We start from the raw sequence: 21,610 nt of genomic DNA, 5'->3' as shown, positions 1-21,610 counted from the left end.
CTTTTCAGACGCTCCCGCTATACAGGCGCGCATCCGCGGGAGCAGGACAGAGCAGGCAAGCAACGCAAGCGTGACCGACAATATCCTCATTTCGCACGAGCCGGCCAGCGGCGAGGAATTGTGGCGCGGCCCCGTGTCCGACGTCGACGCGGCGGTCTCGGCCGCGCGCCGCGCCTGGGCGCCGTGGGCCGCGCGCGCGCTGACCGAGCGGATTGCGCTGCTGCGGGCTTTCTCCAACGCCATGCGCCGCGATGCCGACACCTTCGCCGACCTGATCGCGCGCGAGGCGGGCAAGCCCCGGTGGGAAGCGCGCAATGAAATCGACGCGGTGGTCGCCAAGGTCGACATTTCGGTCCAGTCCTATGCCGAGCGCACCGGCAAGAAGAAGTTCGATTCCGGCGCCCACTCGAGCGCCGCGGTGCGCCACAAGCCGCACGGGGTGATGGCGGTGCTGGGGCCCTTCAACTTCCCCGCGCACCTGCCCTGCGGCCACATCATCCCCGCCCTGATCGCGGGCAATGCAGTGGTGTTCAAGCCTTCGGAAAAGACCCCTGCCGTCGGCGAAGCGCTGGTCGCCGCCTTCCATGCCGCAGGCGTGCCCGCGGACGTGATCCAGTGCGTCATCGGCGGGCCCGAGCAGGGCAAGGCGCTGGTCGCCCACCCGGGAACCGACGGCGTGCTGTTCACCGGATCGGCCAATGCCGGGATCGCCATCAACCGCAAGCTCGCCGCCAATCCCGGCAAGCTCGTCGCGCTCGAGCTGGGCGGCAACAATCCGATCGTCGTCACCCAAACTCCCAAGCTTTCAGACGCCGCCGCGATCATCGTCCAGAGCGCCTTTGCCACCGCCGGCCAGCGTTGCACCGCAGCGCGGCGGCTGATCGTGGTCGAGAGTGTCTACGACGCGCTGATGGCCGAACTCGTGCCGCTCGCGCGCCGGCTGATGGTCGGCGATCCGCTGGGCGAGCCGCAGCCCTTCATGGGCCCGGTGATCGACAACACCACTGCCGAGCGGCTGATGGAAAGCTTCGTCGCGCTGGTGACGGGCGGCGGCCGCGCGCTGCTGCACATGCGCCGCTCGGTGCCCGACCTGCCGTTCCTCAGCCCCGGCATCATCGACGTGACCGACGTCCCCGAGCGCCCCGATATCGAGCTGTTCGGCCCGCTCCTGCAAGTGATCCGCGTCCCCGATCTCGACACCGCGATCACCGAGGCGAACAACACCCGCTTCGGCCTCTCGGCCTCGCTGATCGGTGGCAGCCCCGAGGATTACGGGCGCTTCTGGGCCAATATCCGCGCCGGGATCATCAACTGGAACGCGCCGACCAACGGGGCCTCGTCGAAGGCGCCCTTCGGCGGGATCGGCCTATCCGGCAACCACCGCCCCGCCGCCTATTACGCCGCCGACAACAGCGCCTACCCGGTCGCCAGCACCGAGGTCGACCAGCCGCGCGCGGGCATAATGGTGGGGATCAGGCCCTAGGTTGTATCGACATTCAGCGCTGAGGGCCTGCAAATGGCCCGTTTCTAGACTTCCGGTGCTCACGGCCCATCAGGCCGCTGCGCTCCGGGTTCTGAAAACGCACCATTTTCGGCACCCCATCATCTGAATGTCGATACAACCTAATTCTTCCGGTAGACCAGCGTCACGCCGGTGAGGCCATTGGCGGCTTTCCTGAGGCTGACCACCAGCCGCTCCGTGCCCTTGCCTTGGCCCACGATGCTGTCGCCGGGCGCAGCGTGCCGGACGGGTTCGAGCCCCGCCCGCGCGGCACTCACGTGGTGGTATTGCAGCACGTCCTCGCTCGCGGCGGGGGTGAGATAGCGGATGATCGTAAGGCCGCAGCCCTTGGCCGCGCTCGCGCCTGCCTGCACCACCATCGCGCGCGGCGGGATCGCGGCGGCAGGCGGCAGCTTGGCGGCAAGCGCGAAGTCCTCCTTCAGTCCCGCAGCGCAGGTTCCCGGCGCACCGACCGCGGCGAGCAGCTCTTGCGCGCCCGACATCGGCCCAAGCACCGCAGGCCCGGAAGCCTTGCTGGCGGCGGGCAGATCAGGCAGCGGGCCGCTTTCCAATAACTCGATCCGCATCGCCTCGCGCGCGGCGGCAGCCGCCTCGCTCGATCCGGCGAACACCGGCAGCGCGGCGCTGTCGGCAAAGCCGATCGCCGAGGCTGCCTCGTTGCGGCTGGCAAGATCGGGGTCGCTCATCAGCGGATCATGGAGCGCGCGGGCGATCACCGGATCAGTGGCGATCAGCCCCTCGCTCCCGGCAGCCGCGTCCCCGCCCTGCCCGCAGGCAGCAAGAAGAGGCAGGAGCCCCAAAGGGATGACAGCGCGGCGCATCACCCGGCCATGCCATGCGGATGGTTAATTTGGCCCTCACCCGCCCCATGAAAACGCCCCCGGAGCACGAGGCCCCGGAGGCGCTTTCCACGCGGAGGGCAAAGGTGCCCCGCGTGCCGGCGGCCGCTTGGTGGGAGCGTCCGCAAGGGTGATTTCGTTCATCTATAACGACGTCAGTCTGAACGAATCGCCCCTGCGCGTGAAAGCCGCCGTTCAGCGAGGCGCCCCGCTTGCCTAAGCCCCGCCCCGCCCCTAACGCCGCGTGAGCATGTCCACCGAACCCTCTTCCCCGGCCTCGGCCCCCATGGCTTCGGGTCTCGCGCCCGCGCTCGGGGCCTATCTGATCTGGGGCTTCCTGCCGCTCTATCTGGTGCTGGTGAAGAGCGTCCCCGCCTTCGAATTCGTCGGCTGGCGGATCATCTGGACCTTGCCACTGTGCCTGCTGATCATCGCCTGGCGCCGCCAGTTCCCCGAATTGCTGGATGCGCTGAAGAGCCCGAAGAGCCTCCTTGCCCTGCTGGCGAGCAGCGTGCTGATCGGGATCAACTGGTTCGTCTACATCTGGGCGATCATGAACGGCGAGGTCTATGCGACCAGCATCGGCTATTACCTCAACCCGCTCCTCAACGTGCTGCTCGGCACGCTGGTGCTGGGCGAGAGGCTGAGCCGCCGCCAGTGGCTCGCAGTCGCCATCGCCGCGCTCGCCGTGGCGCTGCTGGCGACCGGTGCCGAGACGCTGACGAGCCTGTGGATCAGCCTCAGCCTCGGTTTCAGCTTCGGCGTCTATGGCCTTGTTCGCAAACAGGTTGCCGTGGGCTCGCTGCCCGGCCTCACCATCGAGAGCGCGATCCTGCTGCCGATCGCGGCGGGGATCGCGGGGTGGTATGCGCTGAGCCCGCAAGGCTCGGCCTTCGGGCAGGACCTGTGGATGAGCGCGCTGATCATCTTCTCGGGCGTGGTCACCGCTGTGCCGTTGCTGCTGTTCGCGCTGGCCGCGCGGCGGATGGACTATTCGACGCTCGGTTTCATCCAGTATCTCTCGCCGACGATCGTGTTCTTTCTCGGCCTGTTCGTGTTCCACCAGCCGCTCGCGCCCGCCAAGCTGGCGAGCTTCGTGCTGATCTGGGTGGCGGTGGGGGTGTTCGTGTGGGACCTGCTCGCCAAGCGGCGCGCGGCCTCAGCCTAGGAACTTCCAGCCCAAGGACTGCCCGCCGTGCCACGGCACGATCTCCTCGCCCGTCACGTGCAGACAGGCAGGCACCGCCACCTCGGCACGCTCCAGCGTCACCGCCTCCTGATTGACCGGCAGCTTGTAGAAAGCCGGGCCGTGGAGCGAGGCAAAACCCTCGAAGTGATCGAGCGCGCCCTCCTCGTCGAACACCGTGAGGTAGCTCTCGAGCGCATAGGGCGCGCCGAAAATCCCCGCGCAGCCGCAGGCGGTCTCCTTGGCCTTCTTCAGATGCGGGGCCGAATCGGTGCCGAGGAAGAACTTCGGGCTCCCCCCCGTCGCCGCCTTGCGCAGCGCCAGCCGGTGGCTCTCGCGCTTGGCGACCGGCAGGCAGTAATTGTGCGGCTGGATCCCGCCCACCAGCATCGCGTTGCGGTTGATGTGCAAATGCTGCGGTGTGATCGTGGCGGCGACCTGCGGCCCGGCCTCCATCACGAAGTCCACCGCGTCGCTGGTGGTGATGTGCTCGAACACCACCCGCAGCTTCGGGAAGTTCGCAACAATCGCGCGCAAGTGCCGCTCGATAAACTCTTTCTCGCGGTCGAACACGTCGACGCTGTGATCCGTCACCTCGCCGTGGATGCACAGCACGATATCCTCGGCCTCCATCCGCGCGAGGACGGGATAGAGGTTCTCGACATTGGTCACGCCCGCCGCCGAGTTGGTGGTGGCGTTGGCGGGATACATCTTGGCTGCGGTGAAGACGCCCTCAGCAGCACCCCGCGCCAGATCGTCGGCGTCGGTGGTGTCGGTGAGGTAGCAGGTCATCAGCGGCTCGAAGCTGACACCCTCGGGCACCGCCGCGCGGATACGGTCGCGATAGGCCGCCGCGAGCGCTGTGGTCGTCACCGGCGGAGTGAGATTGGGCATCACGATCGCCCGGGCGAACTGGCGCGCGGTATAGGGCACCACCTCGCGCATGATGTCGCCATCGCGGAAATGGAGGTGCCAGTCGTCGGGGCGGCGGATGGTCAGGCGGTCGCTCATGGCTTCCCCTTAGCGGCGGCCATGCCTATCTGTCACCCATGAGTGCAACCCTGCTGACCACCCGCGCGATCATCCGCCTCTCGCCGCTCGACGAGGCCGAGGATGTCGCCGCCTTCCTGCAAGGCCTCGTCACCAACGACGTGACCGGCCCGCTCCCCTGCTACGCCGCGCTGCTTTCCGCGCAAGGCAAGCACCTGTTCGACTTTCTGGTGTGGGGCGACGGGGCCGACCTGCTGCTCGATTGCGAGGCCGTGCATGCGGACGAGCTGGCGAAGCGCCTGTCGATGTACCGCCTGCGCCGCAAGATCGCGATCGCCCGCGATGAAGCGCTGGCCGTCCACTGGGCCCCCGAAGCGCAGCGAGGGGGCCCCTCCGACCCCCGCCTCCCCGAACTCGGCCACCGCTGGCTCGCAGCCCCGGAGGGCGAGAGTGCCGACGCCGCGTGGCTCGCCCACCGCCTCGCGCTCGGCGTGCCCGAGGGGCGCGCGGAGATGGGCGATATCCTGTGGCTCGAAACCAATGCGGTGGAGCTCAATGGCGTCAGCTTCACCAAGGGTTGTTATGTCGGGCAGGAGAACACCGCGCGGATGAATTGGCGGCAGAAGGTCAACCGCCGGCTGGTGGTGGTGCCACTGGCCACCTCGGACGAGGCGCGGCGGGTGGCTGCCTACGACAATCTCGGTCTCGCGGTCGATCACTTGCGGGTGGAAAATCTCGATCCCGCCGCCCTGCCCGCATGGCAGCGCGCCGGGGTGGTCGGCAGCGACGCCTAAGCCGTCTGGTGCTCGGCGAAGCTCGCTTCGAGCATCGCCGTCGCCCGCTCGCGCGCCGCATCGCGCGGCAGTTCGAGCGACTTCGCCAGCGGCCCGCCGATCAGTGCATCGCCCAGCGCCATCAGCACCAGCGACAGCGTATCGCGGTGGAGCCGCCGCTCGGCGATATGCTCGGGCGTCTCGGTCGGCGCGAGTTCGTCGAGCAGATCGTGGATCACCGAGATGATCGGGTCGAGCGCGTCCTCGTTCCCCGTCAGCAGCATCCAGCTGGTGAGCGCGCCCGCGCCCTCGCGGTCGAAGGCGTCGAAAGCGAGGTCGACCACCTCGCGCGCCGAGCCCAGCCCGGCGCGGCTGGCGTGCACCGCCTGAAGGATCGTCTCGCACACCGTGCGCGCGAGATGCTCGGCGAGCGCGCGCTGAAGCCCGGAAGCCGAGCCGAAGTGGTGCAGCAGGTTCGCATGGGTGCGCCCGATGCGCGCCGAGACTGCCTTGAGCGTAACCGATTGCGGCCCCGTCTCGATCAGCAGCGCGCGCGCGGCTTCGAGCGCGGTGCTGCGCGATTCCTCGGGAGTCAGTCTCTTTCTGGCGACCATATGCCCGCAGCCCTAGGGGATTTTGCAGGTGCGAACAAGCCGCGCGCCCGCCGCGTCCCCCGCGGTACCGCTCAGGCAGCGCGGGCGAATGGCGCGGGGTCCATGTCGGCCTCCAGATCGAGGGCATACTCGACCGATTCGACCGCGCACCCGCGCCCGGCGCTGAACCGCTGACCCGGCCGCCCTGTGGGAACGAAACCAAGCTTCCTCAGAACCTTGCCCGATGCCGGATTGTCGGCGAAGTGCCCCGCGACCACCCGCCGGTGCCCGAGCGTGCGCGCGATCTTCAGCACCGCGCCCGCCGCTTCGGTGGCATAGCCGCGGCCCCAATGGTCGCGCGCGATCCAGTAGCCAATCTCGGGCTCGCCCTCATGCTCGCCCATCCCGGCCGAGCCGATCACGCCCACGCCGGGCAGCGTCACGAGGAAGTGCGGAAGGCGCATGTCCTGCGGCATCGCGGCAAAGCTCTTCGCATCATCCAGCGTATAGGGCCACGGCGCGCGGGCGAGGTTCTTGACGATGCTTTCCTCGCCGATGCCTGCGAGAATTGCGCCGCAATCCTCGGGGAAAGCGGGCCTCAGGAACAGTCTTTCGCTGCGATGGAACACGAGAGTTCTCCCTACCTCGCCCCGCGTCCGCCCCTAGGGCTGACGCATGACAATTTCGTGGCCGCGAAACTTTTGAATTCCGCGGTTTTTCGAGGGAGAACGAAAAAGGGAGACGGACCCCCTCGCTTTCGAGGACGGTCCTGTCTCCCTCATCTGGAGGGTCTTGCACCCTCCGGGACCATCCTTGCGGACGATCCCTTCAGCGAATCGTCCGCTTATTCGGCCGCTTCGGCCATGGCGTCGACCGAGACGTACTTTCGGCCGAGCTTGCCCGCGTGGAAGCGGACGACGCCGTCGGTAAGCGAGTAGAGGGTGTGGTCCTTGCCCATGCCCACGTTCACGCCCGGGTACACCTTGGTGCCGCGCTGACGGATGATAATGTTGCCGCCGATCACTTCCTGACCGCCGAACTTCTTCACGCCAAGGCGACGACCGGCCGAATCACGACCGTTGCGCGACGAACCGCCTGCTTTCTTGTGTGCCATGGTTCAGTCGCTCCTTATTCGGCCGAGGGAGCCGCTTCGGCGGCTTCGGTCTTGGTCTTCTTGGCAGCGGCCTTCTTGGCCGGCTTGGCGGCTTCGCCCGCACCCACGGCGGTGATGCGCAGCAGGGTCATCTGCTGGCGGTGGCCGTTCTTGCGGCGATAGTTGTGGCGGCGGCGCTTCTTGAAGACGACCACCTTCTCGCTCTTGGCCTGGGCGATGATCTCGGCCGAAACAGTCACTGCCTTGGCATCGGCGAGGGTCTCGCCTTCACCGGCCAGCAGGACATCGCCCAGCGTGATCGTGTCGCCGGCTTCGCCCGCGAGCTTTTCAACGGCAATCTTGTCTCCGGCGGCAACCCGATATTGCTTGCCGCCCGTGCGCACTACAGCGAACATGGCTCTAAACTCTCTTGTCTGTGCGGTGTCCGGCCGAGCGACTCACGCCACAAAAACCGAACGGCAATGCGGGGCCTGCGCAGATGCAGCCCCGTAAAGAAGGCGTGCCGTTAGGGGAAAGGCGGGCCCAAGTCAACGCCCCTCGCGCCGCCCCCGTCACCAAAAAGTCGGATGAACCGACGCGTCAGGACACTTTGCCAGCGCGAAGTGTCATGGTAACAGGACATGGGATCTTTATGCGCGCACATCTGACAAAAACCGCCATTATCATTCTGCTGGCTGCGGGTCTGCCAGCCTGCGCGGGGAGCAAGGGCGACTACCCCTCGCTCGCGATGCGCCCGTTCGAGAGCGGCGTGGCCCCCGCCAGCCCGGCACCGCCGCCCGCCCCGATTCGCCCCGCGACCGATCCGGCCCGCCTCGCCGAACTGCGCGCGGCAGCCGCGAGCGCCGACAGCGCCTTTGCCGCCCGCTCGCGCGAAGCGGACGCGCTGGCCCGTGCGGCCGCCGGCCAGTCCGCCGAGAGCGGCTCCTACGCAGCAGCGCTGACCGTGCTCGCCGAACTCGACACCCTTCGCGGGAAGACTGCCGCCGCGCTCGCGGCGCTCGACAGCCTTGCCGCCGAGGCCGCGAATGCGCTCAGCCCCGATCCGGCGCTGGCCGCCGCGCAAAGCGAAGTCGCCGCGACCCTCGCCCGCGAGGACGAGACCATCGCGCGTTTGTGGGGAGTGGTGGAATCATGAACCTCGCCTGCGCCACCTGCCCGGTGAAGGAGACCGCGGCCTGCGCGGTGCTCACCCCCGAGGAACGCGACGCGATGGCCGCCGCGGGCCGCACCCGCACGCTGAAGCGCGGCGAGATGCTGTTCGCCGCGGGCGACGAGGAAGCGGCCTGCGCAACACTGCTGACCGGCGCATTGAAGGTCTCGGCGATCGATGTAGACGGCAACGAGCAGATCCTCGCGCTCGTCCACCCGGCGGGCTTCATCGGCGAGCTGTTCGCGCCTTTCGCGCATCACGACGTGGTGGCGCTGACCGAGAGCCGCCTGTGCACCTTCGCCCGCGCCGACATCGAACGCGCGATCGAGGATTATCCCGCCCTTGCCCGCGCGCTGCTGCGCCGCAGCCAGGCGGACCTGCTGGCGACGCGCAACCTCCTCGAACTCACCGGCCACGCCAGCGCCGAGGCGCGGCTCGCGGCGCTGCTCCACGATTTCGCGGGCGCGGCGAGCGAGAGCTCGTGCCACCTCGCCTCGCATTTCGAGCTACCGCTGACCCGCGGCGAGATCGCCAACATGCTCGGCCTGACGATCGAGACCGTCAGCCGCAAGCTCGGCGAACTGGAGGACATGGGCGCGATCCGCCGCGAGGGGAAGCGCGGCATCGCGCTGCTCGATGCGGGGATGTTGCAGGATATTTCGGGGCGGTAGGGATTTTCCCTGAGTCGCCGAGAAGGCGACGCAGCTTTGCCGGGCAACCTTCCACGCGCCTCTGCCGGAAGCGAAAATGCCCCGGCGCTTGCGCGAGCCGGGGCAAAGGGTCGGGGCGGCTGCGGGGGAGAGGAGCGGCCGCCCCGAGGGGGGACTTGTCAGGTCAGCGCACCACCGCGGCGATCACCGCCACCGCGAGGCCCCAGCACACCAGCAGCACCGGCAGGATCAGCACCTGAATGCTCGCATCCTTCGCCGCGAGGCGGCCGGTGGCAGTCTGGATGCCCTTCGCCTCGAACTCGCCGAGGGTCTGGGGCTCGGAAGTGTTGCCCGCAAGCCGCGTCCACAGTGCGGGGATGCCGAAACCGGCGATGATGAAGACGACGAAGATCGCCATCGGGATCGCCAGCACCGGATTGGCAAAGGCGCTGCCGACCACCAGCAGAAAGCCGAGATAGCCCGCCACGGTCGCGCCGTAGAGCGCGGTGGGGAGGCCGAAATTGCGGTCGGCCTCGACCTGATGGCGCGGTGCGGCTTCGGGGGCTTCGACGATCCGCGCGTCGCCCTTGGCGAGGAGGTCGTGGACGATGTGGCTCATGGTGTGATCCTTTCCGATGTTGGGAAGGATTTACCCTGCGGCCCGCGCCCCTGCTTTGATCGCGGTCAAATCACGCCTGCCAGCGTGCAAGATCGCTGTGGTCCTGCGCGCGCGGCTCGATCCAGTGCCATTGGCCGTCCCTAAGCTCGCGCTTCCAGAACCACGCGGCGCTCTTCAAGTGGTCCATGCAGAAGTCGACCGCGTCGATCGCATCGCGGCGGTGGAGCGCGGCGGCCGAGACGCAGACGATCGGCTCGCCCGGACGCATCAGCCCGACGCGGTGGACCATCAGGAGGCCCATGAGGGTGAAGCGCGCGAAAGCGCGGTCCGCCAGTTCGTGCATCCCGGGCAGGGTCAGCGGTTCGTAGTGCGAGAGTTCGAGCGCCTCGACCCCGGTGTCCGAACGCACCTCGCCCACGAAGGTGCAGACCCCGCCAAGGCCGGGGTTGGCGTTGGTGAAGGGGCCGATCAGGGTGCCCGGAATGAACATCCGGTCGAGCAGGCGGATGTCGCGCATCAGCCACCCGATACCGGCGGCAGCAGCGCGATCTCGTCGCCCGCATTGGCCTGGAGCTTCGCCTTGTTGGCCAGCAGCGCACCATTGACCGCGACGCGCACCCGCGGGTCCTCGATCGCTTCAGCCAGCGCGGGCGGAAGCGCGGCCTTGAGCCCCTCCCAACCGAGCTCCGCCATCAGCGGCAGCGGCAAGGCGAGCGAGGGTGCGCCGGCCAGATCGGCGAGCTTGCCGAGGAGGACGACGGTCGCCACGCCTCAGCCCCCCGTCATCGACATATGCCGCGCCAACGCCGGGGCCGCGCCGCGCTGGTCCATGCGGAAATGGTGCTTCTCGGGCTTGATGCGCAGCGCCTCGTCGAGCGCGGCGGCCAGCTGCGTCTCGGGGTCGTCCGAGCGCAGCGCCGCGCGCAGGTCAACCCGCTCGCCGCCGCCAAGGCACGGGTAGAGCTGGCCGGTGGCAGTAACGCGCAGGCGATTGCAGCCCGAGCAGAAGTTTCCGGTGTGCGGGGTGATGAAGCCGAGCCTGCCCCCGGTCTCGGCAATGTCGACATAGGTCGAGGGGCCGCCGGTCTTGTGCGTGGAGTCGGTGAGCGTCCAGCGCTGCTCAAGCTGCGCGCGGACGGTGTCGAGCGGGAGATACTGGTCGAGCCGCTCCTCCTCGACATCGCCCAGCGGCATGACCTCGATCAGGGTGACATCGTGGCCCTCGGCATGGCCCCAGGCGATGAGATCGGGCAGTTCCTCCTCGTTGACGCCCTTCAGCGCCACGGCGTTCAATTTGACCTTGAGCCCCGCCGCCTTGGCCGCAGCGATACCTTCGAGCACCTGCGGCAGGCTGTCGCGCCGGGTCAGCTCGGCGAACTTCGCGCGGTCGAGGGTGTCGAGCGAGACGTTGACCCGCCTGACCCCCGCCTTGGCCAGCGCCTCGGCGTGAACGCCAAGCTGGGTGCCGTTGGTGGTGAGGGTCAGCTCTTCCAGATCATGGCCGATGCGGCGTCCCAATGCGGTGAACAGGTCGATAATGTCCCGCCGCACCAGCGGCTCGCCCCCGGTGATGCGGATCTTGGTGACGCCCCGCGCAATGAAGCCGGTGGCGAGATCATAGAGCTCCTCGAGGCTCAGGACCTCCTTCTTGGGGAGGAAGGTCATGCGCTCGGGCATGCAATAGGAACACCTGAGGTCGCAGCGGTCGGTGACCGAGAGGCGCAGATAGGTGATGCGCCGCATGAAGCCGTCGACCAGCGGGCGCGGGCGATCGCCGACGAGGATCAGATCGGGCTTGCGGGGTTCGGGATGCGACACGGGCTCATTCATGGCATACCAGATACTGCCCTGTCACCCCGGGCGCATCTGCCAAAAAGCGCAAGGTCGCCGCGAGCGCCTCGCCATGGTGAGCAGAGACAATATTGACCCGTCTGGGTGCCGCCTCGCGCGCCAGATCGCGGGCGAGCGCGAGCCGCCAGTCGCGGTGGTCGCGGGGCGCCGGCGGCAGGACGATGGCGAGCGCGGTGGTATCCGGTTCGGCCAGCAGCGCCCGCGCGGCCTCGAGGTGCAGCGCCATGAAGGCGGTCTGCGCATCGAGCGCGGCTTCAGGCAGCAGGGTGACCGCGAGCTGCCGCTGCATCGCCTCAGCCGTGATCCGCGCGGCGTTGGCGGTGGAGTGTGATGCCGATCTGCTCGTCCGCCTCGGCGATGGCGAGCTTGACGATCTTGACCGTCACCGCCTCGACCTTGGCATCGCCCACGAACAGCGTCTCGCAGATGTGATCCGCGACCGCCTCGATCAGCTTGAAGTGCACCCCCTTGGGCAGGCCTTCCGAGGCGGCGAACTTCAGGTCCATGTAGTTCTTGGACGCTTCCAGAGGCGTATCGGGATCGTAGCGGTCCGCCACCTTGTAGCGCGCCGCGATCGAGATGCGCAGCGGCTGGGGCTTGCCGGTCTCCTCGGAATAGATGCCGGTCAGGACATCGACGACGAGATCGTTGACTTCGAGGGTAAGGCTATCGGTCATTGCCGCGCCCGTTGGCAGGATGGGGGCGCCGAGTCCAGTGTTGGCTCGTGCCCACCCCTAACCCCTCCCGCAAGCGGGAGGGGGACGCCTTCACCCCTCCCGCTTGCGGGAGGGGCCGGGGGTGGGCCCGTCAGGGGTTCGACCACCGCGCAAAGATCGCCGTCGGCAGCAGCCTGCCGCCCTCACCCTCTTCCTGAACCGCGAGGTCGCCGTGTTCGATCACCCCCGGCAGGTGGCCGAGTGCCTCTTCCAAGAGCCCCGCGATCGCAAGGCTGCTCATGCGCACGGCGTAGACGGTGAGGAACAGGAAGCGGCTCTGGCCATCGAGCAGCCGCGCGCAGTCCTTGACGAGGCCGGGCAAGTGCTCCTCCAGCCGCCACACCTCGCCCTCGGGCCCTCGGCCGAATTTGGGGGGATCGAGGATGATCCCGTCATAGCGCCGTCCGCGCCGCACCTCGCGCGCGGTGAATTTGGCGGCGTCGTCGGTCAGCCAGCGGATCGGGCGTTCGGCCATGCCGGAGAGCGCGGCATTCTCGCGCGCCTGGGCGACCGACTTCTTCGAGGCATCGACATGGGTCACCTTGCCGTGCCGCGACAGCGCCAGCGTGCCGAGGCCGGTGTAGCCGAACAGGTTCATGGTCTCGGCCGAGTCCATCCCCCCGAGCTGCTCCCGCATCCACTCCCACACCGGGGCCATGTCGGGGAAGAATTGCAGGTGGCGGAAGGGCGTGGGGCGGGCGGTGAAGCGGACCTCGTTCCAGGCGAGCTCCCAGCCTTCATCGGGCAGGCGCTGCGCGAACTGCCAGCGCCCGCCGCCGTCCTCGTCCGAGCCGGGGATGAACTCGCCGTCGGCTTGCCAGTCGGGCACGCGCGGCTGCCACAGGGCCTGCGGTTCGGGGCGGATGAAGGAATGGGGGCCGAAGCTCTCCCACTTGCGCCCTGCCCCGCTGTCGAGGAGGCGATACCCGTCCCACCCCTCGCACGCAATCACCAGCGGCTGCTGGACGAGGGCCGCCATCAGGCGTTCCCGGCGTGGCCGAGCACGTAGTCGCGGGTGGCGGCGTAATCGCCGGCGATCTCGACGAAGCTTTCCTCGCGCCCGAACAGGTCGCCGACACGGGCGGGGAGCGCCGGGCGCATGCCGACCGCGCGCTCGACCGCATCGGGGAACTTGGCGGGGTGCGCGGTGGCGAGGGTGACGAGCGGGACGCCGGCGGGCACGGTGCCCGCATCGGCAAGCGCACGCGCGGCATGGAGGCCGACGCCGGTGTGCGGGTCGATCACCTGACCCGCCGCGCGGTAGGCCCATTGGAGAGCGCGCGCGGTTTCGACCTGATCGGCCCGCGCGCTGGTGAACAGGGCCGATGCGCCTTGCGCCTGCGCGTTGGTCAGTTGCATCGCCTTGGAGGCCTCGAAGGCGCGCATCTGCTCGGCCATCGCTGCCCCGTCACGCCCGCCCGCGTCGAACAGCAGCCGCTCGAAATTGGAAGAGACCTGAATGTCCATCGAGGGGGTGATGGTGGGGGTCACGCCGTCCGCCGAATAGTCCCCCGCCGAAAGCGCGCGGTGGAGGATGTCGTTGATGTTGGTGGCGACGATCAGGCGCTCGATGGGCAGCCCCATCTTCGCCGCGACATAGCCCGCAAAGACATCGCCGAAATTGCCGGTCGGCACGGAATAGGCCACCGTCCGCTCGGGCGCGCCCAGTTGCAGCGCGGAGGCGAAGTAATAGACCACCTGCGCCATCAGCCGCGCCCAGTTGATCGAATTGACCGCGCCGAGGTTCAGGGTGTGGATCACGTCGCTATCGGTGAACATCCGCTTCACGTGCGCCTGCGCGTCGTCGAAGCTGCCTTCGATCGCGAGGTTGTGGACATTGGGCGCGCGCACCGTGGTCATCTGGCGGCGCTGCACGTCGCTGACCCGGCCCTTCGGGTGGAGCATGAAGATCTCGACCCGCTCGAGCCCCGCGACCGCCTGGATCGCCGCCGAGCCGGTATCGCCGCTGGTCGCGCCGACGATGGTGAGGCGCTGGTCGCGGCGGGCGAGGAAGGTCTCGAACAGGCGGCCGAGCAGTTGCAGCGCCACATCCTTGAAGGCGAGAGTCGGCCCGTGGAACAGCTCGAGCAACCAGTGCTGCGCGTCGAGCTGCACCAGCGGGGTGACGGCGGCATGGCCGAAATCGCCATAGACCTTGTGGGTGAGCGCCAGGAGTTCGTCCTCGGTGAGGCTCCCCGCCACGAAGGGCGCCATGATCCGCGCGGCGAGATCGGGATAGGCAAGGCCGCGCATCGCGCGGATCTCGTCGGGGCTGAAACGCGGCCACTCGGCAGGCACATAGAGCCCCCCGTCGCTGGCGAGCCCTGCAAGGGTGACCCCTTCGAAATCGAGCGCCGGTGCGCTGCCGCGTGTCGAGACGTATTGCATGGGAGCGCCGGTTAGCGCCCTCGCCGCCGCAATGCCAGCACGTAGATGACGAGCGCGGTCGCGGCGAAGAAGAACCACTGGACGGCGTAGGCGAGGTGGTTGTTGGGGAGGTCGCCGGGATCGGGGGCGGCGTTGGGTTCAAGACCCGCGAGGGGCGGGTCGGCGACCAGCCTTGCGAAGCCTTCCGAATTGGGCACGATCCACCCGCTGACCGGCCCGCCCTCCCACTTGGGCGCGGCAGGATCGCGCGACCATCCGACCTGAACGTAGGCGGTGCGATCCTGTCGGGGCGGTCCCTTGTCGATCCCGCACAGCACGATGTGGACGAATCCGCTCTGCCCCTTGGCGTTGCGGCCCGAGATCGACCGCCAGTCGCCGCTGGTAAAGGCGCAGTCGATACTGCTGCGGCGATAGAGTGCGGCATCGACCGCCGCCTGCGATGCGGCCGGATAGGTGACGGGATCGGGATTGCTGATCGCCGCCTCGTAGCGGGCGATCAGCGCTTCCTTCTCGGTCTTGCGGCCAAGCTGCCAGACGCCGAGACCCACCATGGTCAGCGACGCAGCGATCACCACGATGGTCGAGAAAATGGGCACGCGACGGGCGGTCATGGCTGGCTCTCTTCGTATTGATGATAGACCCACATGGTCTTCCAGAACCGCAGGGCGAAGACGACGCTCGCCACGGTCACCGGCCCCCAGAACAGGAAGGTCGCCCACAGCGGCGGGCGCAGCCATTCGTCGGTGGCGAGCGCGGCCATGATCAGCACCAAAGCCAGCAGCATCGTCAGCACGCCGACGAAGCGCCCGCCCCGCTCGAGGCTCAGGATATCGAGCCCGCAGGCCGAACACGTGTCCGCCAATTGCGCCGACCCCTCGAACAGCGTCCGCGCGCCGCAGCGGGGGCACAAACCGGAAAGGGCAGCCGAGACGAGTCCCGGCTGCCCCTTGTTTTGCTCAGGACCGGAAGGCCCCGCATTCATCAGTGGTATTCGGCGCCCCAGCCGCCCCAGACGTAGATGGCGACGAACAGGAACAGCCACACCACGTCGACGAAGTGCCAGTACCACGCCGCCGCTTCGAAGCCGAAGTGCTGGCGCGGGGTGAAGTGGCCGAGGTACGCGCGGTAGAGGCAGACCGAGAGGAAGATCGTCCCGATCAGCACGTGGAAGCCGTGGAAGCCGGTCGCCATGTAGAAGGCGCTCGAATAGGTGTTCCCGCCGAAGCCGAAGGGCGCGGCCGAATATTCGTAGGCCTGGATCGCGCTGAACAGCACGCCGAGCGCGACGGTCGCCCACAGGCCCTGCTTGAGGCCCTGGCGGTCACCGTGGATCAGCGCGTGGTGCGCCCAAGTCACCGTGGTGCCCGAGCACAGCAGGATCAGCGTGTTGAGCAGCGGCAGCGCGAAGGGATCGAGCACGTGCATGCCTTCGGGGATGAAGGCTGCCACGGCGCCATCGGTGCCGAACAGGCTCGTCGTCGCGCCGGTGGTGTGGTCATATTCGAGCGCGGCCGGGAACAGCGCGAAGTCGAAGAAGCTCCAGAACCAGCCGACGAAGAACATCACTTCCGACGCGATGAACAGGATCATCCCGTAGCGCAGGTGGAGCTGCACCACCGGAGTGTGATCGCCGCGCTGGGCTTCGACCACGATGTTCTTGAACCACATGAAGAAGGTCGCGATCAGCCCTGCAAGGCCGAGGCCGAGCACGATCTTGCCGCTCGACCCGAACACCTCGGGGTGGAAGCTCAGCACCATGCCGCTGGTGAAGGTCAGCGCCGCGATCGAGCCGACGAGCGGCCAGATATCGGGTTCGAGGATGTGGTAATCGTGGTTTGCCTTGCCAGCCATGTGTAAGGTTCCCGTCCCTTGGTTCAGCGGATCAATTCGTGCTCTTCGGCGCCGCGTCGGCGGGCGTCTCGGAGCGGTGGAAGGTATAGCTCAGCGTGATCTGTTCGACACCCTTCATGTTGGGGTCGTTCAGCATCGCCGGATCGACGAAATAGAGCACTGGCATGGTCACTTCCTGCCCGGGGGCGAGGGTCTGCTCGGTGAAGCAGAAGCACTGGACCTTGTTGAAATACTTGCCGGCCTGTTCGGGGGTGACGTTGAAGGTGGCAACCCCGGTGATGGTGTGCTCGGAATTGTTGCGCGCCACGTAAGTGGCGATGTCGCGCTCGCCGATGGTGACGGTGTCGGTGGCCTGCGAGGGGTGGAAGGTCCACGGCATCCCCATCGCGGTCGTCGCGTCGAAGCGGATCGAGATTTTCTGGCCCGTCGCGGCAGCGGCGGCGGCGGCGGCCTTGCTCTCGGACGCGATCATGGTCGTGCCGCCGAAGCCGGTGACCTGGCAGAACAGGCGGTAGAGCGGCACCGAGGCATAGCCCAGTCCCAGCATCGCCAGCGCCCCCAGGAACGCCAGCGCACCCACCCGCAGGTTGCTGCGGTTGGCATCTGCCGGAAGGGGCGCGGCGCTCGCCATCAGCCCTGTCCCCCGATCCGCACCATCGTGATGGCGTAGAACAGGACGACGAAGAACAGCAGCGTGCCCGCAACCACGAGGTTGCGCGCCTTGCGGCGGCGCAGGAATTCCTTTTCCTCTTCGGGGGTCATGCGATCCACCCCTGGTAGGCGGCGACACGGTCCGCCACGAGCGCGGCGAACAGCACGAAGAGGTAGACGATCGAGAACTTGAACAGGGTCTTTTCCGGCGTCATCGCGTCAACCTCTGCGCGGGTGCGGGTGAAGACCGGCATGGCGAGAATGACGAACAGCGCGGAAAGCACCACTGCGACCGAGCCGTAGATCCAGCTCGTGCCCCCGATATACCACGGCGCAATCGCGATCGGCGCGAGCAGCAGGGTATAGCCCATGATCTGGTTGCGCGTCGCCCGCTCGCCCGCGACCACGGGCAGCATCGGAATGCCGACCTTGGCGTAATCGGTCTGCACGAACAGCGCGAGCGCCCAGAAATGCGGGGGCGTCCAGAAGAAGATGATCGCGAACAGGAGGAGCGGCATCGCGGTGATGTCACCCGTGACCGCGACCCAGCCGATCAGCGGCGGAAAAGCGCCCGCGCCGCCGCCGATGACGATGTTCTGCGGGGTGCGCGGCTTGAGCCACATGGTGTAGATCACGGCGTAATAGATGATCGCGCCGAAGAGCAGCGCCGCGGCCAGCCAGCCCACCGCGAGACCCATCAGCACCACCGACACGCCCGACAGGAAAATGCCGAAATCGCGCGCGTCCTCGCGCCGCATCCGCCCGCCGGGCAGAGGGCGGTTCATGGTGCGCTTCATGCCGGCGTCGATATCGGCTTCCCACCACATGTTGAGCACCGCCGATCCGCCCGCACCCATCGCAATCGCGAGGATCGCGGTGAAGGCGATGATCGGGTGGATGCTGCCGGGTGCCGCCAGCACGCCGCAGATCGCGGTGAAGATGACCAGCGTCATCACCCGCGGCTTGGTGAGCGCGAGGAAATCGCGCCACTCGGCGGGCATTCTGGCGGCAGTCTGGGGTGCGGTGCTTGCCATTTATCCTAGCGGTTCCATTGCGAAGGAGCGCGGCTTCGAACCGCGCTCCCCCTCGTTCGTGGTGCCCCCGGTAAGGGGCCGATCAGGCCCTCGCGCCTCAGGCGGTCGCGGGACGGTGATCGTGGTAATCGTGCGCGTCGGTGATCACCGGCAGCGTTTCGAACTGGTGGTAGGGCGGCGGGCTCGGAAGGGTCCATTCGAGCGTTGTCGCGCCTTCGCCCCACGGGTTCGCTTCGGCCTTCTTGCCCGCCAGCAGCGAGTAGAGGATGTTCACGAAGAAGAACAGCATCGAGCCGGCCATGATGTAATAACCGTAGGAGCTGATCTGGTGCCAGAAGTGGTAGGCTTCGGCATAGTCGGGGTAACGACGCGGCATGCCCTGCATCCCGAGGAAGTGCTGCGGGAAGAAGATCACGTTCACGCCGACGAAGAAGGTCCAGAAGTGGATGTGCGACAGGAGCTCGGAGTGCATCCGCCCGCTCATCTTCGGGAACCAGTAGTAGAACCCGGCGAACATCGAGAACACCGCGCCCATCGACAGCACGTAGTGGAAGTGCGCCACGACGTAGTAGGTGTCGTGCAGGTTGTCGTCGATCCCGCCGTTGGCGAGCACCACGCCGGTCACGCCGCCCACGGTGAACAGGAAGATGAAGCCCATCGACCAGACCATCGGCGACTTGAAGCTGAGGCTGCCGCCCCACATCGTCGCGATCCAGCTGAAGATCTTCACGCCGGTCGGCACCGCGATGACCATGGTGGCGGCGGTGAAGTACATCTTCGTGTTCACGTCGAGGCCCACGGTGTACATGTGGTGCGCCCAGACGATGAAGCCGACGACACCGATCGCGACCATCGCGTAGGCCATGCCGAGATAGCCGAACACCGGCTTCTTCGAGAAGGTGGCGATGATCTGCGAGATCATGCCGAAGCCCGGCAGGATCATGATGTAGACTTCCGGGTGGCCGAAGAACCAGAACAGGTGCTGGTAGAGCACCGGGTCACCGCCGCCGGCCGGGTTAAAGAAGGTGGTGCCGAAGTTGCGGTCGGTCAGCAGCATGGTGATCGCGGCCGCGAGCACCGGCAGCGCCAGCAGCAGCAGGAAGGCGGTGACCAGCACCGACCACACGAACAGCGGCATCTTGTGCAGGGTCATGCCCGGCGCGCGCATGTTGAAGATGGTGGTGATGAAGTTGGTCGCACCCAGGATCGAGCCAGCGCCCGCAAGGTGCAGCGAGAAGATCGCGAAGTCCACGGCAGGCCCGACCGAGCCGGTGGTCGAAAGCGGCGCATAGACCGTCCAGCCGGTGCCCGCGCCTGGGCCGGTGCCGCCGGGAACGAAGAGCGAGAAAAGCAGCGAGAAGAAGCCCGCCACCGTCAGCCAGAACGAGACGTTGTTCATGCGCGGGAAGGCCATGTCCGGCGCGCCGATCATCAGCGGCACGAACCAGTTGCCGAAGCCGCCGATCATCGCCGGCATGACCATGAAGAACACCATGATCAACCCGTGCGCGGTGATGAACACGTTCCACATGTGGAGCGCCGTGTTCAGATCATTGCCGCCGCCCATGAACTGGGCCCACCACTGCAGGTACTGGATGCCCGGCTCCTGCAGCTCGACACGCATGATGCCCGAGATGGCACCCCCGACGATCCCCGCGATGATCGCGAAGATCAGGTACATCGTGCCGATGTCCTTGTGGTTGGTCGACATGAACCAGCGGGCGAAGAAGCCCGGCTTGTGGTCCGCGTGATCGTGCCCGTGGGCATGATCGTGGTGGGCGTCGAAGCCTTCAGCGGTGGTTGCCATGATCAGCTACTCTTCTCAGGTCAAATCTAGTCGGTTCAGCCGGCGGTGTTCGCGGCGGGTTCGGCGGCGGGGGCAGCAGCCGGAGCCGCTTCCGCCTCGCCGGGCATCGTGCCGCCCTGCGCCTTCACCCATGCGGCGAATTCAGCGGGCGGAAGCGCTTCGACGACAATCGGCATGTAGCCGTGACGCGCGCCGCAAAGCTCGGAGCACTGGCCGTAATAGACGCCCGGCTCCTTGATGGTCAGCAGCTTCTCGTTCAGGCGACCCGGCACCGCGTCCATCTTGAACCACAGCGAGGGCACCGCGAAGGCGTGGATCACGTCCGACGCGGTGGTCTGGATCCGCAGCGGCACGCCCGCGGGCACGACCATGCGGTTGTCGACCGCCAGCTGGTGCGGCTCGCCCGACTTCGCCGCAGCGGCCTCGTCGAGCATGTTCGAGATCACTTCGATCTCGCCGTGATCGGGATAGGTGTAGCCCCAGTACCACTGGTAGCCGGTCGCCTTGATGGTGACAGCATTGGCGGGCGGGGTCTCGTACTGGCGCGCCAGCAGGGTGATCGAGGGCACCGCGATCACCACCAGGATGATCACCGGCAGGATCGTCCACACCACTTCGATCATGGTGTTGTGCGTGGTCTTCGAGGCGACCGGGTTGGCCTTGCGGTTGAAGCGCACCACCACGTAGAGCAGCAGGGCGAGCACCAGCAGGCTGATCGCTGTGATCACCGGCAGCAGGATGACGTCATGCATCCACAGCGCATATTCGCCATTGGCCGAATACTGGTCCTGGAAATGCAGGCTCTTGACCGGATCGTCCTCGTAGGAGGTCGGCATGCCCTTGCCCGGGGTGGGCTTCATCGGGGTGTAGGCGCTGGCTTCGGGAGCCGCAGGCGCAACGGGGTCAGCGGGAGCCGCAGTCGTCGCGGCCGGCGCTTCGGCGGCCACGGGAGCTGCGGGTGCGGCAGCGTCCTGCGCTGCAACGCTCAGCGGCGTCAGCGCCGCGAGCCCGGCAGCGACCACTGCCAGGATAGCATTTTTCATACGGGTGTCCCTCTGACCCATGAGACTGTGTCCAAGTGGTTCGAATCTGATCCCATACCGCCCGGCGGCCGGCCCCCTAAAGACCCACGTCGGACAGCGTTTGGCCGGCCCTGAGGCCAGCTTCAATCCCCGCCCTTAGCGATGCTTGCCGAGGGCCTCAAGCGCTTCTAGGGAGAAAATTATGCATCGGGCCGTGCCGCGCACGCAAGCTGGTGCCAATCCCTAGGCCTTCCAAGGAGTTCGTCCGTGAATCAAGAGCAAGTTCTGGCCGAGTTCCGCGCCTCGGGGGCGCTGCTGGAGGGCCATTTCAAGCTCTCCTCGGGGCGGCACAGCGGCCATTACCTGCAATGCGCGCGGGTGCTGATGAATCCGGCGCGCGCCGCGCGGATCGCCGAGGCGGTGGTCGCCGCCATCCCCGCCGAAGTCATTGAAAAGGTGGACGTCGTCGTCTCCCCGGCGATGGGCGGGATCATCATCGGCCACGAGGTTGGCCGGGCGCTGGGCAAGGACGCGCTGTTCCTCGAGCGCCCCGAGGGCGTCTTCCACCTGCGCCGCGGCTTTGCCCTGACGCCGGGAGCAAAGGTGCTGATGGTCGAGGACGTGGTCACCACCGGCCTCTCCAGCCGCGAGGCCATCGCCGCCGTCGCGCGCGAAGGGGCTGAGGTGATCGCCGAATGCGCAATCATCGACCGTTCCTGCGGGTCGGTCGATCTGGGCGTGCCCTTCTATCCGCTGCTCGCCATCGATTTTCCCACCTATGACGAATCCGACATCCCCGCAGCGCTGGCGGCCGTAGAGGTAACCAAACCCGGCAGCCGCAAGGAATAGCGCCC

At 67.4% G+C, this 21,610-nt stretch carries 27 protein-coding genes and 1 pseudogene; 6 read left to right on the top strand and 22 right to left on the bottom strand.

What is annotated here, in order from left to right:
* Positions 1-70: 70 nt before the first annotated feature.
* Positions 71-1,483 carry a succinylglutamate-semialdehyde dehydrogenase gene (gene astD, locus PFX90_RS08660; protein ID WP_285712007.1) on the top strand — a complete coding sequence of 471 codons (1,413 nt, stop codon included), beginning with the start codon at positions 71-73 and terminating at the stop codon, positions 1,481-1,483.
* Between the two features lie 140 nt (positions 1,484-1,623).
* On the opposite strand, the gene PFX90_RS08655 is transcribed toward astD, so the two are convergent.
* Positions 1,624-2,343, bottom strand: a complete 720-nt coding sequence (locus PFX90_RS08655) for a hypothetical protein (protein ID WP_285712006.1) — start codon at positions 2,341-2,343, stop codon at positions 1,624-1,626.
* A gap of 268 nt (positions 2,344-2,611) precedes the next feature.
* Between PFX90_RS08655 and rarD the strand changes: the two genes are divergently transcribed.
* Positions 2,612-3,529, top strand: coding sequence for an EamA family transporter RarD (gene rarD / locus PFX90_RS08650; protein ID WP_285712005.1), 918 nt, complete (start codon positions 2,612-2,614; stop codon positions 3,527-3,529).
* Here the strand turns inward: rarD and pyrC are convergent.
* A complete protein-coding gene (pyrC, locus tag PFX90_RS08645; RefSeq protein ID WP_285712004.1) occupies positions 3,521-4,558 on the bottom strand; it encodes a dihydroorotase in 1,038 nt (345 codons plus the stop codon). The genes rarD and pyrC overlap by 9 nt on opposite strands.
* A gap of 38 nt (positions 4,559-4,596) precedes the next feature.
* On the opposite strand from pyrC, the gene ygfZ reads away from it, so the two are divergent.
* Positions 4,597-5,331, top strand: a complete 735-nt coding sequence (ygfZ, locus tag PFX90_RS08640; protein ID WP_285712003.1) for a CAF17-like 4Fe-4S cluster assembly/insertion protein YgfZ — start codon at positions 4,597-4,599, stop codon at positions 5,329-5,331.
* Here ygfZ and PFX90_RS08635 read toward each other — a convergent pair.
* The 4 genes and pseudogenes from PFX90_RS08635 to rplU all read right to left on the bottom strand — a co-directional run.
* Positions 5,328-5,924, bottom strand: a complete 597-nt coding sequence (locus tag PFX90_RS08635) for a TetR/AcrR family transcriptional regulator (RefSeq protein WP_285712002.1) — start codon at positions 5,922-5,924, stop codon at positions 5,328-5,330. The two genes, ygfZ and PFX90_RS08635, sit on opposite strands and share 4 nt — an antisense overlap.
* A gap of 71 nt (positions 5,925-5,995) precedes the next feature.
* Entirely contained in the window at positions 5,996-6,532 is a 537-nt protein-coding gene (locus tag PFX90_RS08630) for a GNAT family N-acetyltransferase (protein WP_285712001.1), read from the bottom strand.
* A gap of 215 nt (positions 6,533-6,747) precedes the next feature.
* Positions 6,748-7,017: a 50S ribosomal protein L27 gene (gene rpmA / locus PFX90_RS08625; RefSeq protein ID WP_086734450.1), complete on the bottom strand. Its 270-nt coding sequence runs from the start codon at positions 7,015-7,017 to the stop codon at positions 6,748-6,750.
* A gap of 17 nt (positions 7,018-7,034) precedes the next feature.
* Positions 7,035-7,412, bottom strand: a pseudogene (gene rplU / locus PFX90_RS08620) (50S ribosomal protein L21); the annotation flags it as partial.
* Between the two features lie 236 nt (positions 7,413-7,648).
* On the opposite strand from rplU, the gene PFX90_RS08615 reads away from it, so the two are divergent.
* Together PFX90_RS08615 and PFX90_RS08610 are read left to right on the top strand one after the other, a co-directional pair.
* Positions 7,649-8,152, top strand: coding sequence for a hypothetical protein (locus tag PFX90_RS08615; RefSeq protein ID WP_285712000.1), 504 nt, complete (start codon positions 7,649-7,651; stop codon positions 8,150-8,152).
* The gene (locus PFX90_RS08610) at positions 8,149-8,838 is read left to right on the top strand and encodes a Crp/Fnr family transcriptional regulator (protein WP_285711999.1); all 690 of its coding nucleotides are present in this window, start codon (positions 8,149-8,151) and stop codon (positions 8,836-8,838) included. Before PFX90_RS08615 ends, PFX90_RS08610 begins: the two co-directional genes overlap by 4 nt.
* Positions 8,839-9,001: 163 nt before the next feature.
* Here the strand turns inward: PFX90_RS08610 and PFX90_RS08605 are convergent, their stop codons facing one another.
* From PFX90_RS08605 to coxB, 16 genes are all read right to left on the bottom strand, one after another.
* Positions 9,002-9,436 (bottom strand): hypothetical protein, encoded by a 435-nt coding sequence (locus tag PFX90_RS08605; protein WP_285711998.1) that lies wholly within the window; start codon positions 9,434-9,436, stop codon positions 9,002-9,004.
* Positions 9,437-9,506: 70 nt separating this feature from the next.
* On the bottom strand, positions 9,507-9,953 hold the full coding sequence (locus PFX90_RS08600) for a molybdenum cofactor biosynthesis protein MoaE (protein ID WP_285711997.1): 447 nt from the start codon (positions 9,951-9,953) through the stop codon (positions 9,507-9,509).
* Positions 9,953-10,204, bottom strand: a complete 252-nt coding sequence (locus PFX90_RS08595; protein ID WP_285711996.1) for a MoaD/ThiS family protein — start codon at positions 10,202-10,204, stop codon at positions 9,953-9,955. The genes PFX90_RS08600 and PFX90_RS08595 overlap by 1 nt, the downstream gene beginning before the upstream one ends.
* Positions 10,205-10,207: 3 nt before the next feature.
* Positions 10,208-11,266: a GTP 3',8-cyclase MoaA gene (gene moaA, locus PFX90_RS08590; protein ID WP_285711995.1), complete on the bottom strand. Its 1,059-nt coding sequence runs from the start codon at positions 11,264-11,266 to the stop codon at positions 10,208-10,210.
* Positions 11,259-11,576 carry a Rossmann fold domain-containing protein gene (locus tag PFX90_RS08585; protein WP_285711994.1) on the bottom strand — a complete coding sequence of 106 codons (318 nt, stop codon included), beginning with the start codon at positions 11,574-11,576 and terminating at the stop codon, positions 11,259-11,261. The genes moaA and PFX90_RS08585 overlap by 8 nt, the downstream gene beginning before the upstream one ends.
* Positions 11,577-11,580: 4 nt before the next feature.
* The gene (locus PFX90_RS08580; protein WP_066532321.1) at positions 11,581-11,964 is read right to left on the bottom strand and encodes a dihydroneopterin aldolase; all 384 of its coding nucleotides are present in this window, start codon (positions 11,962-11,964) and stop codon (positions 11,581-11,583) included.
* Between the two features lie 130 nt (positions 11,965-12,094).
* The gene (locus tag PFX90_RS08575; protein WP_285711993.1) at positions 12,095-12,982 is read right to left on the bottom strand and encodes an RsmD family RNA methyltransferase; all 888 of its coding nucleotides are present in this window, start codon (positions 12,980-12,982) and stop codon (positions 12,095-12,097) included.
* A complete protein-coding gene (gene thrC / locus PFX90_RS08570) occupies positions 12,982-14,391 on the bottom strand; it encodes a threonine synthase (RefSeq protein WP_285711992.1) in 1,410 nt (469 codons plus the stop codon). The genes PFX90_RS08575 and thrC overlap by 1 nt, the downstream gene beginning before the upstream one ends.
* An 11-nt stretch (positions 14,392-14,402) precedes the next feature.
* Positions 14,403-15,002 carry an SURF1 family protein gene (locus tag PFX90_RS08565; RefSeq protein ID WP_285711991.1) on the bottom strand — a complete coding sequence of 200 codons (600 nt, stop codon included), beginning with the start codon at positions 15,000-15,002 and terminating at the stop codon, positions 14,403-14,405.
* On the bottom strand, positions 14,999-15,301 hold the full coding sequence (locus PFX90_RS08560; protein ID WP_285711990.1) for a DUF983 domain-containing protein: 303 nt from the start codon (positions 15,299-15,301) through the stop codon (positions 14,999-15,001). Before PFX90_RS08560 ends, PFX90_RS08565 begins: the two co-directional genes overlap by 4 nt.
* 71 nt (positions 15,302-15,372) lie before the next feature.
* Positions 15,373-16,242 (bottom strand): cytochrome c oxidase subunit 3, encoded by an 870-nt coding sequence (locus tag PFX90_RS08555; protein WP_285711989.1) that lies wholly within the window; start codon positions 16,240-16,242, stop codon positions 15,373-15,375.
* Positions 16,243-16,273: 31 nt separating this feature from the next.
* Positions 16,274-16,873, bottom strand: a complete 600-nt coding sequence (locus PFX90_RS08550) for a cytochrome c oxidase assembly protein (protein ID WP_285711988.1) — start codon at positions 16,871-16,873, stop codon at positions 16,274-16,276.
* Complete coding sequence (locus PFX90_RS08545) at positions 16,873-17,004, bottom strand: hypothetical protein (protein ID WP_269135577.1); 132 nt, start codon at positions 17,002-17,004, stop codon at positions 16,873-16,875. The genes PFX90_RS08550 and PFX90_RS08545 overlap by 1 nt, the downstream gene beginning before the upstream one ends.
* Positions 17,001-17,927 (bottom strand): heme o synthase, encoded by a 927-nt coding sequence (locus tag PFX90_RS08540; RefSeq protein WP_285711987.1) that lies wholly within the window; start codon positions 17,925-17,927, stop codon positions 17,001-17,003. The genes PFX90_RS08545 and PFX90_RS08540 overlap by 4 nt, the downstream gene beginning before the upstream one ends.
* Positions 17,928-18,024: 97 nt before the next feature.
* On the bottom strand, positions 18,025-19,734 hold the full coding sequence (ctaD, locus tag PFX90_RS08535) for a cytochrome c oxidase subunit I (protein WP_285711986.1): 1,710 nt from the start codon (positions 19,732-19,734) through the stop codon (positions 18,025-18,027).
* A gap of 35 nt (positions 19,735-19,769) precedes the next feature.
* Positions 19,770-20,777 (bottom strand): cytochrome c oxidase subunit II, encoded by a 1,008-nt coding sequence (coxB, locus tag PFX90_RS08530; protein WP_285711985.1) that lies wholly within the window; start codon positions 20,775-20,777, stop codon positions 19,770-19,772.
* A 246-nt stretch (positions 20,778-21,023) separates the two neighbouring features.
* Here coxB and pyrE point away from each other — a divergent pair, with 246 nt between their 5' ends.
* Entirely contained in the window at positions 21,024-21,605 is a 582-nt protein-coding gene (gene pyrE / locus PFX90_RS08525) for an orotate phosphoribosyltransferase (protein ID WP_285711984.1), read from the top strand.
* Positions 21,606-21,610 lie beyond the last annotated feature (5 nt).

It is taken from the genome of Erythrobacter oryzae (assembly GCF_030271515.1).
Classification (GTDB): Bacteria; Pseudomonadota; Alphaproteobacteria; order Sphingomonadales; family Sphingomonadaceae; genus Erythrobacter; species Erythrobacter oryzae.
The sequence above is the reverse complement of the archived record's forward strand: the minus strand, read 5'-3'. Positions and strand labels throughout refer to the sequence as shown.

Excerpts from the sequence above, each read along its gene's own strand:
- PFX90_RS08655 (WP_285712006.1), bottom strand. The coding sequence starts at position 2,343 with ATGCGCCGCGCTGTCATCCCTTTGGGGCTCCTGCCTCTTCTTGCTGCC.
- rarD (WP_285712005.1), top strand. The coding sequence starts at position 2,612 with ATGTCCACCGAACCCTCTTCCCCGGCCTCGGCCCCCATGGCTTCGGGT.
- pyrC (WP_285712004.1), bottom strand. The coding sequence starts at position 4,558 with ATGAGCGACCGCCTGACCATCCGCCGCCCCGACGACTGGCACCTCCAT.
- ygfZ (WP_285712003.1), top strand. The coding sequence starts at position 4,597 with ATGAGTGCAACCCTGCTGACCACCCGCGCGATCATCCGCCTCTCGCCG.
- PFX90_RS08635 (WP_285712002.1), bottom strand. The coding sequence starts at position 5,924 with ATGGTCGCCAGAAAGAGACTGACTCCCGAGGAATCGCGCAGCACCGCG.
- rpmA (WP_086734450.1), bottom strand. The coding sequence starts at position 7,017 with ATGGCACACAAGAAAGCAGGCGGTTCGTCGCGCAACGGTCGTGATTCG.
- PFX90_RS08615 (WP_285712000.1), top strand. The coding sequence starts at position 7,649 with ATGCGCGCACATCTGACAAAAACCGCCATTATCATTCTGCTGGCTGCG.
- PFX90_RS08610 (WP_285711999.1), top strand. The coding sequence starts at position 8,149 with ATGAACCTCGCCTGCGCCACCTGCCCGGTGAAGGAGACCGCGGCCTGC.
- PFX90_RS08605 (WP_285711998.1), bottom strand. The coding sequence starts at position 9,436 with ATGAGCCACATCGTCCACGACCTCCTCGCCAAGGGCGACGCGCGGATC.
- PFX90_RS08600 (WP_285711997.1), bottom strand. The coding sequence starts at position 9,953 with ATGCGCGACATCCGCCTGCTCGACCGGATGTTCATTCCGGGCACCCTG.
- moaA (WP_285711995.1), bottom strand. The coding sequence starts at position 11,266 with ATGAATGAGCCCGTGTCGCATCCCGAACCCCGCAAGCCCGATCTGATC.
- PFX90_RS08585 (WP_285711994.1), bottom strand. The coding sequence starts at position 11,576 with ATGCAGCGGCAGCTCGCGGTCACCCTGCTGCCTGAAGCCGCGCTCGAT.
- PFX90_RS08580 (WP_066532321.1), bottom strand. The coding sequence starts at position 11,964 with ATGACCGATAGCCTTACCCTCGAAGTCAACGATCTCGTCGTCGATGTC.
- PFX90_RS08575 (WP_285711993.1), bottom strand. The coding sequence starts at position 12,982 with ATGGCGGCCCTCGTCCAGCAGCCGCTGGTGATTGCGTGCGAGGGGTGG.
- thrC (WP_285711992.1), bottom strand. The coding sequence starts at position 14,391 with ATGCAATACGTCTCGACACGCGGCAGCGCACCGGCGCTCGATTTCGAA.
- PFX90_RS08565 (WP_285711991.1), bottom strand. The coding sequence starts at position 15,002 with ATGACCGCCCGTCGCGTGCCCATTTTCTCGACCATCGTGGTGATCGCT.
- PFX90_RS08555 (WP_285711989.1), bottom strand. The coding sequence starts at position 16,242 with ATGGCTGGCAAGGCAAACCACGATTACCACATCCTCGAACCCGATATC.
- PFX90_RS08550 (WP_285711988.1), bottom strand. The coding sequence starts at position 16,873 with ATGGCGAGCGCCGCGCCCCTTCCGGCAGATGCCAACCGCAGCAACCTG.
- PFX90_RS08545 (WP_269135577.1), bottom strand. The coding sequence starts at position 17,004 with ATGACCCCCGAAGAGGAAAAGGAATTCCTGCGCCGCCGCAAGGCGCGC.
- PFX90_RS08540 (WP_285711987.1), bottom strand. The coding sequence starts at position 17,927 with ATGGCAAGCACCGCACCCCAGACTGCCGCCAGAATGCCCGCCGAGTGG.
- ctaD (WP_285711986.1), bottom strand. The coding sequence starts at position 19,734 with ATGGCAACCACCGCTGAAGGCTTCGACGCCCACCACGATCATGCCCAC.
- coxB (WP_285711985.1), bottom strand. The coding sequence starts at position 20,777 with ATGAAAAATGCTATCCTGGCAGTGGTCGCTGCCGGGCTCGCGGCGCTG.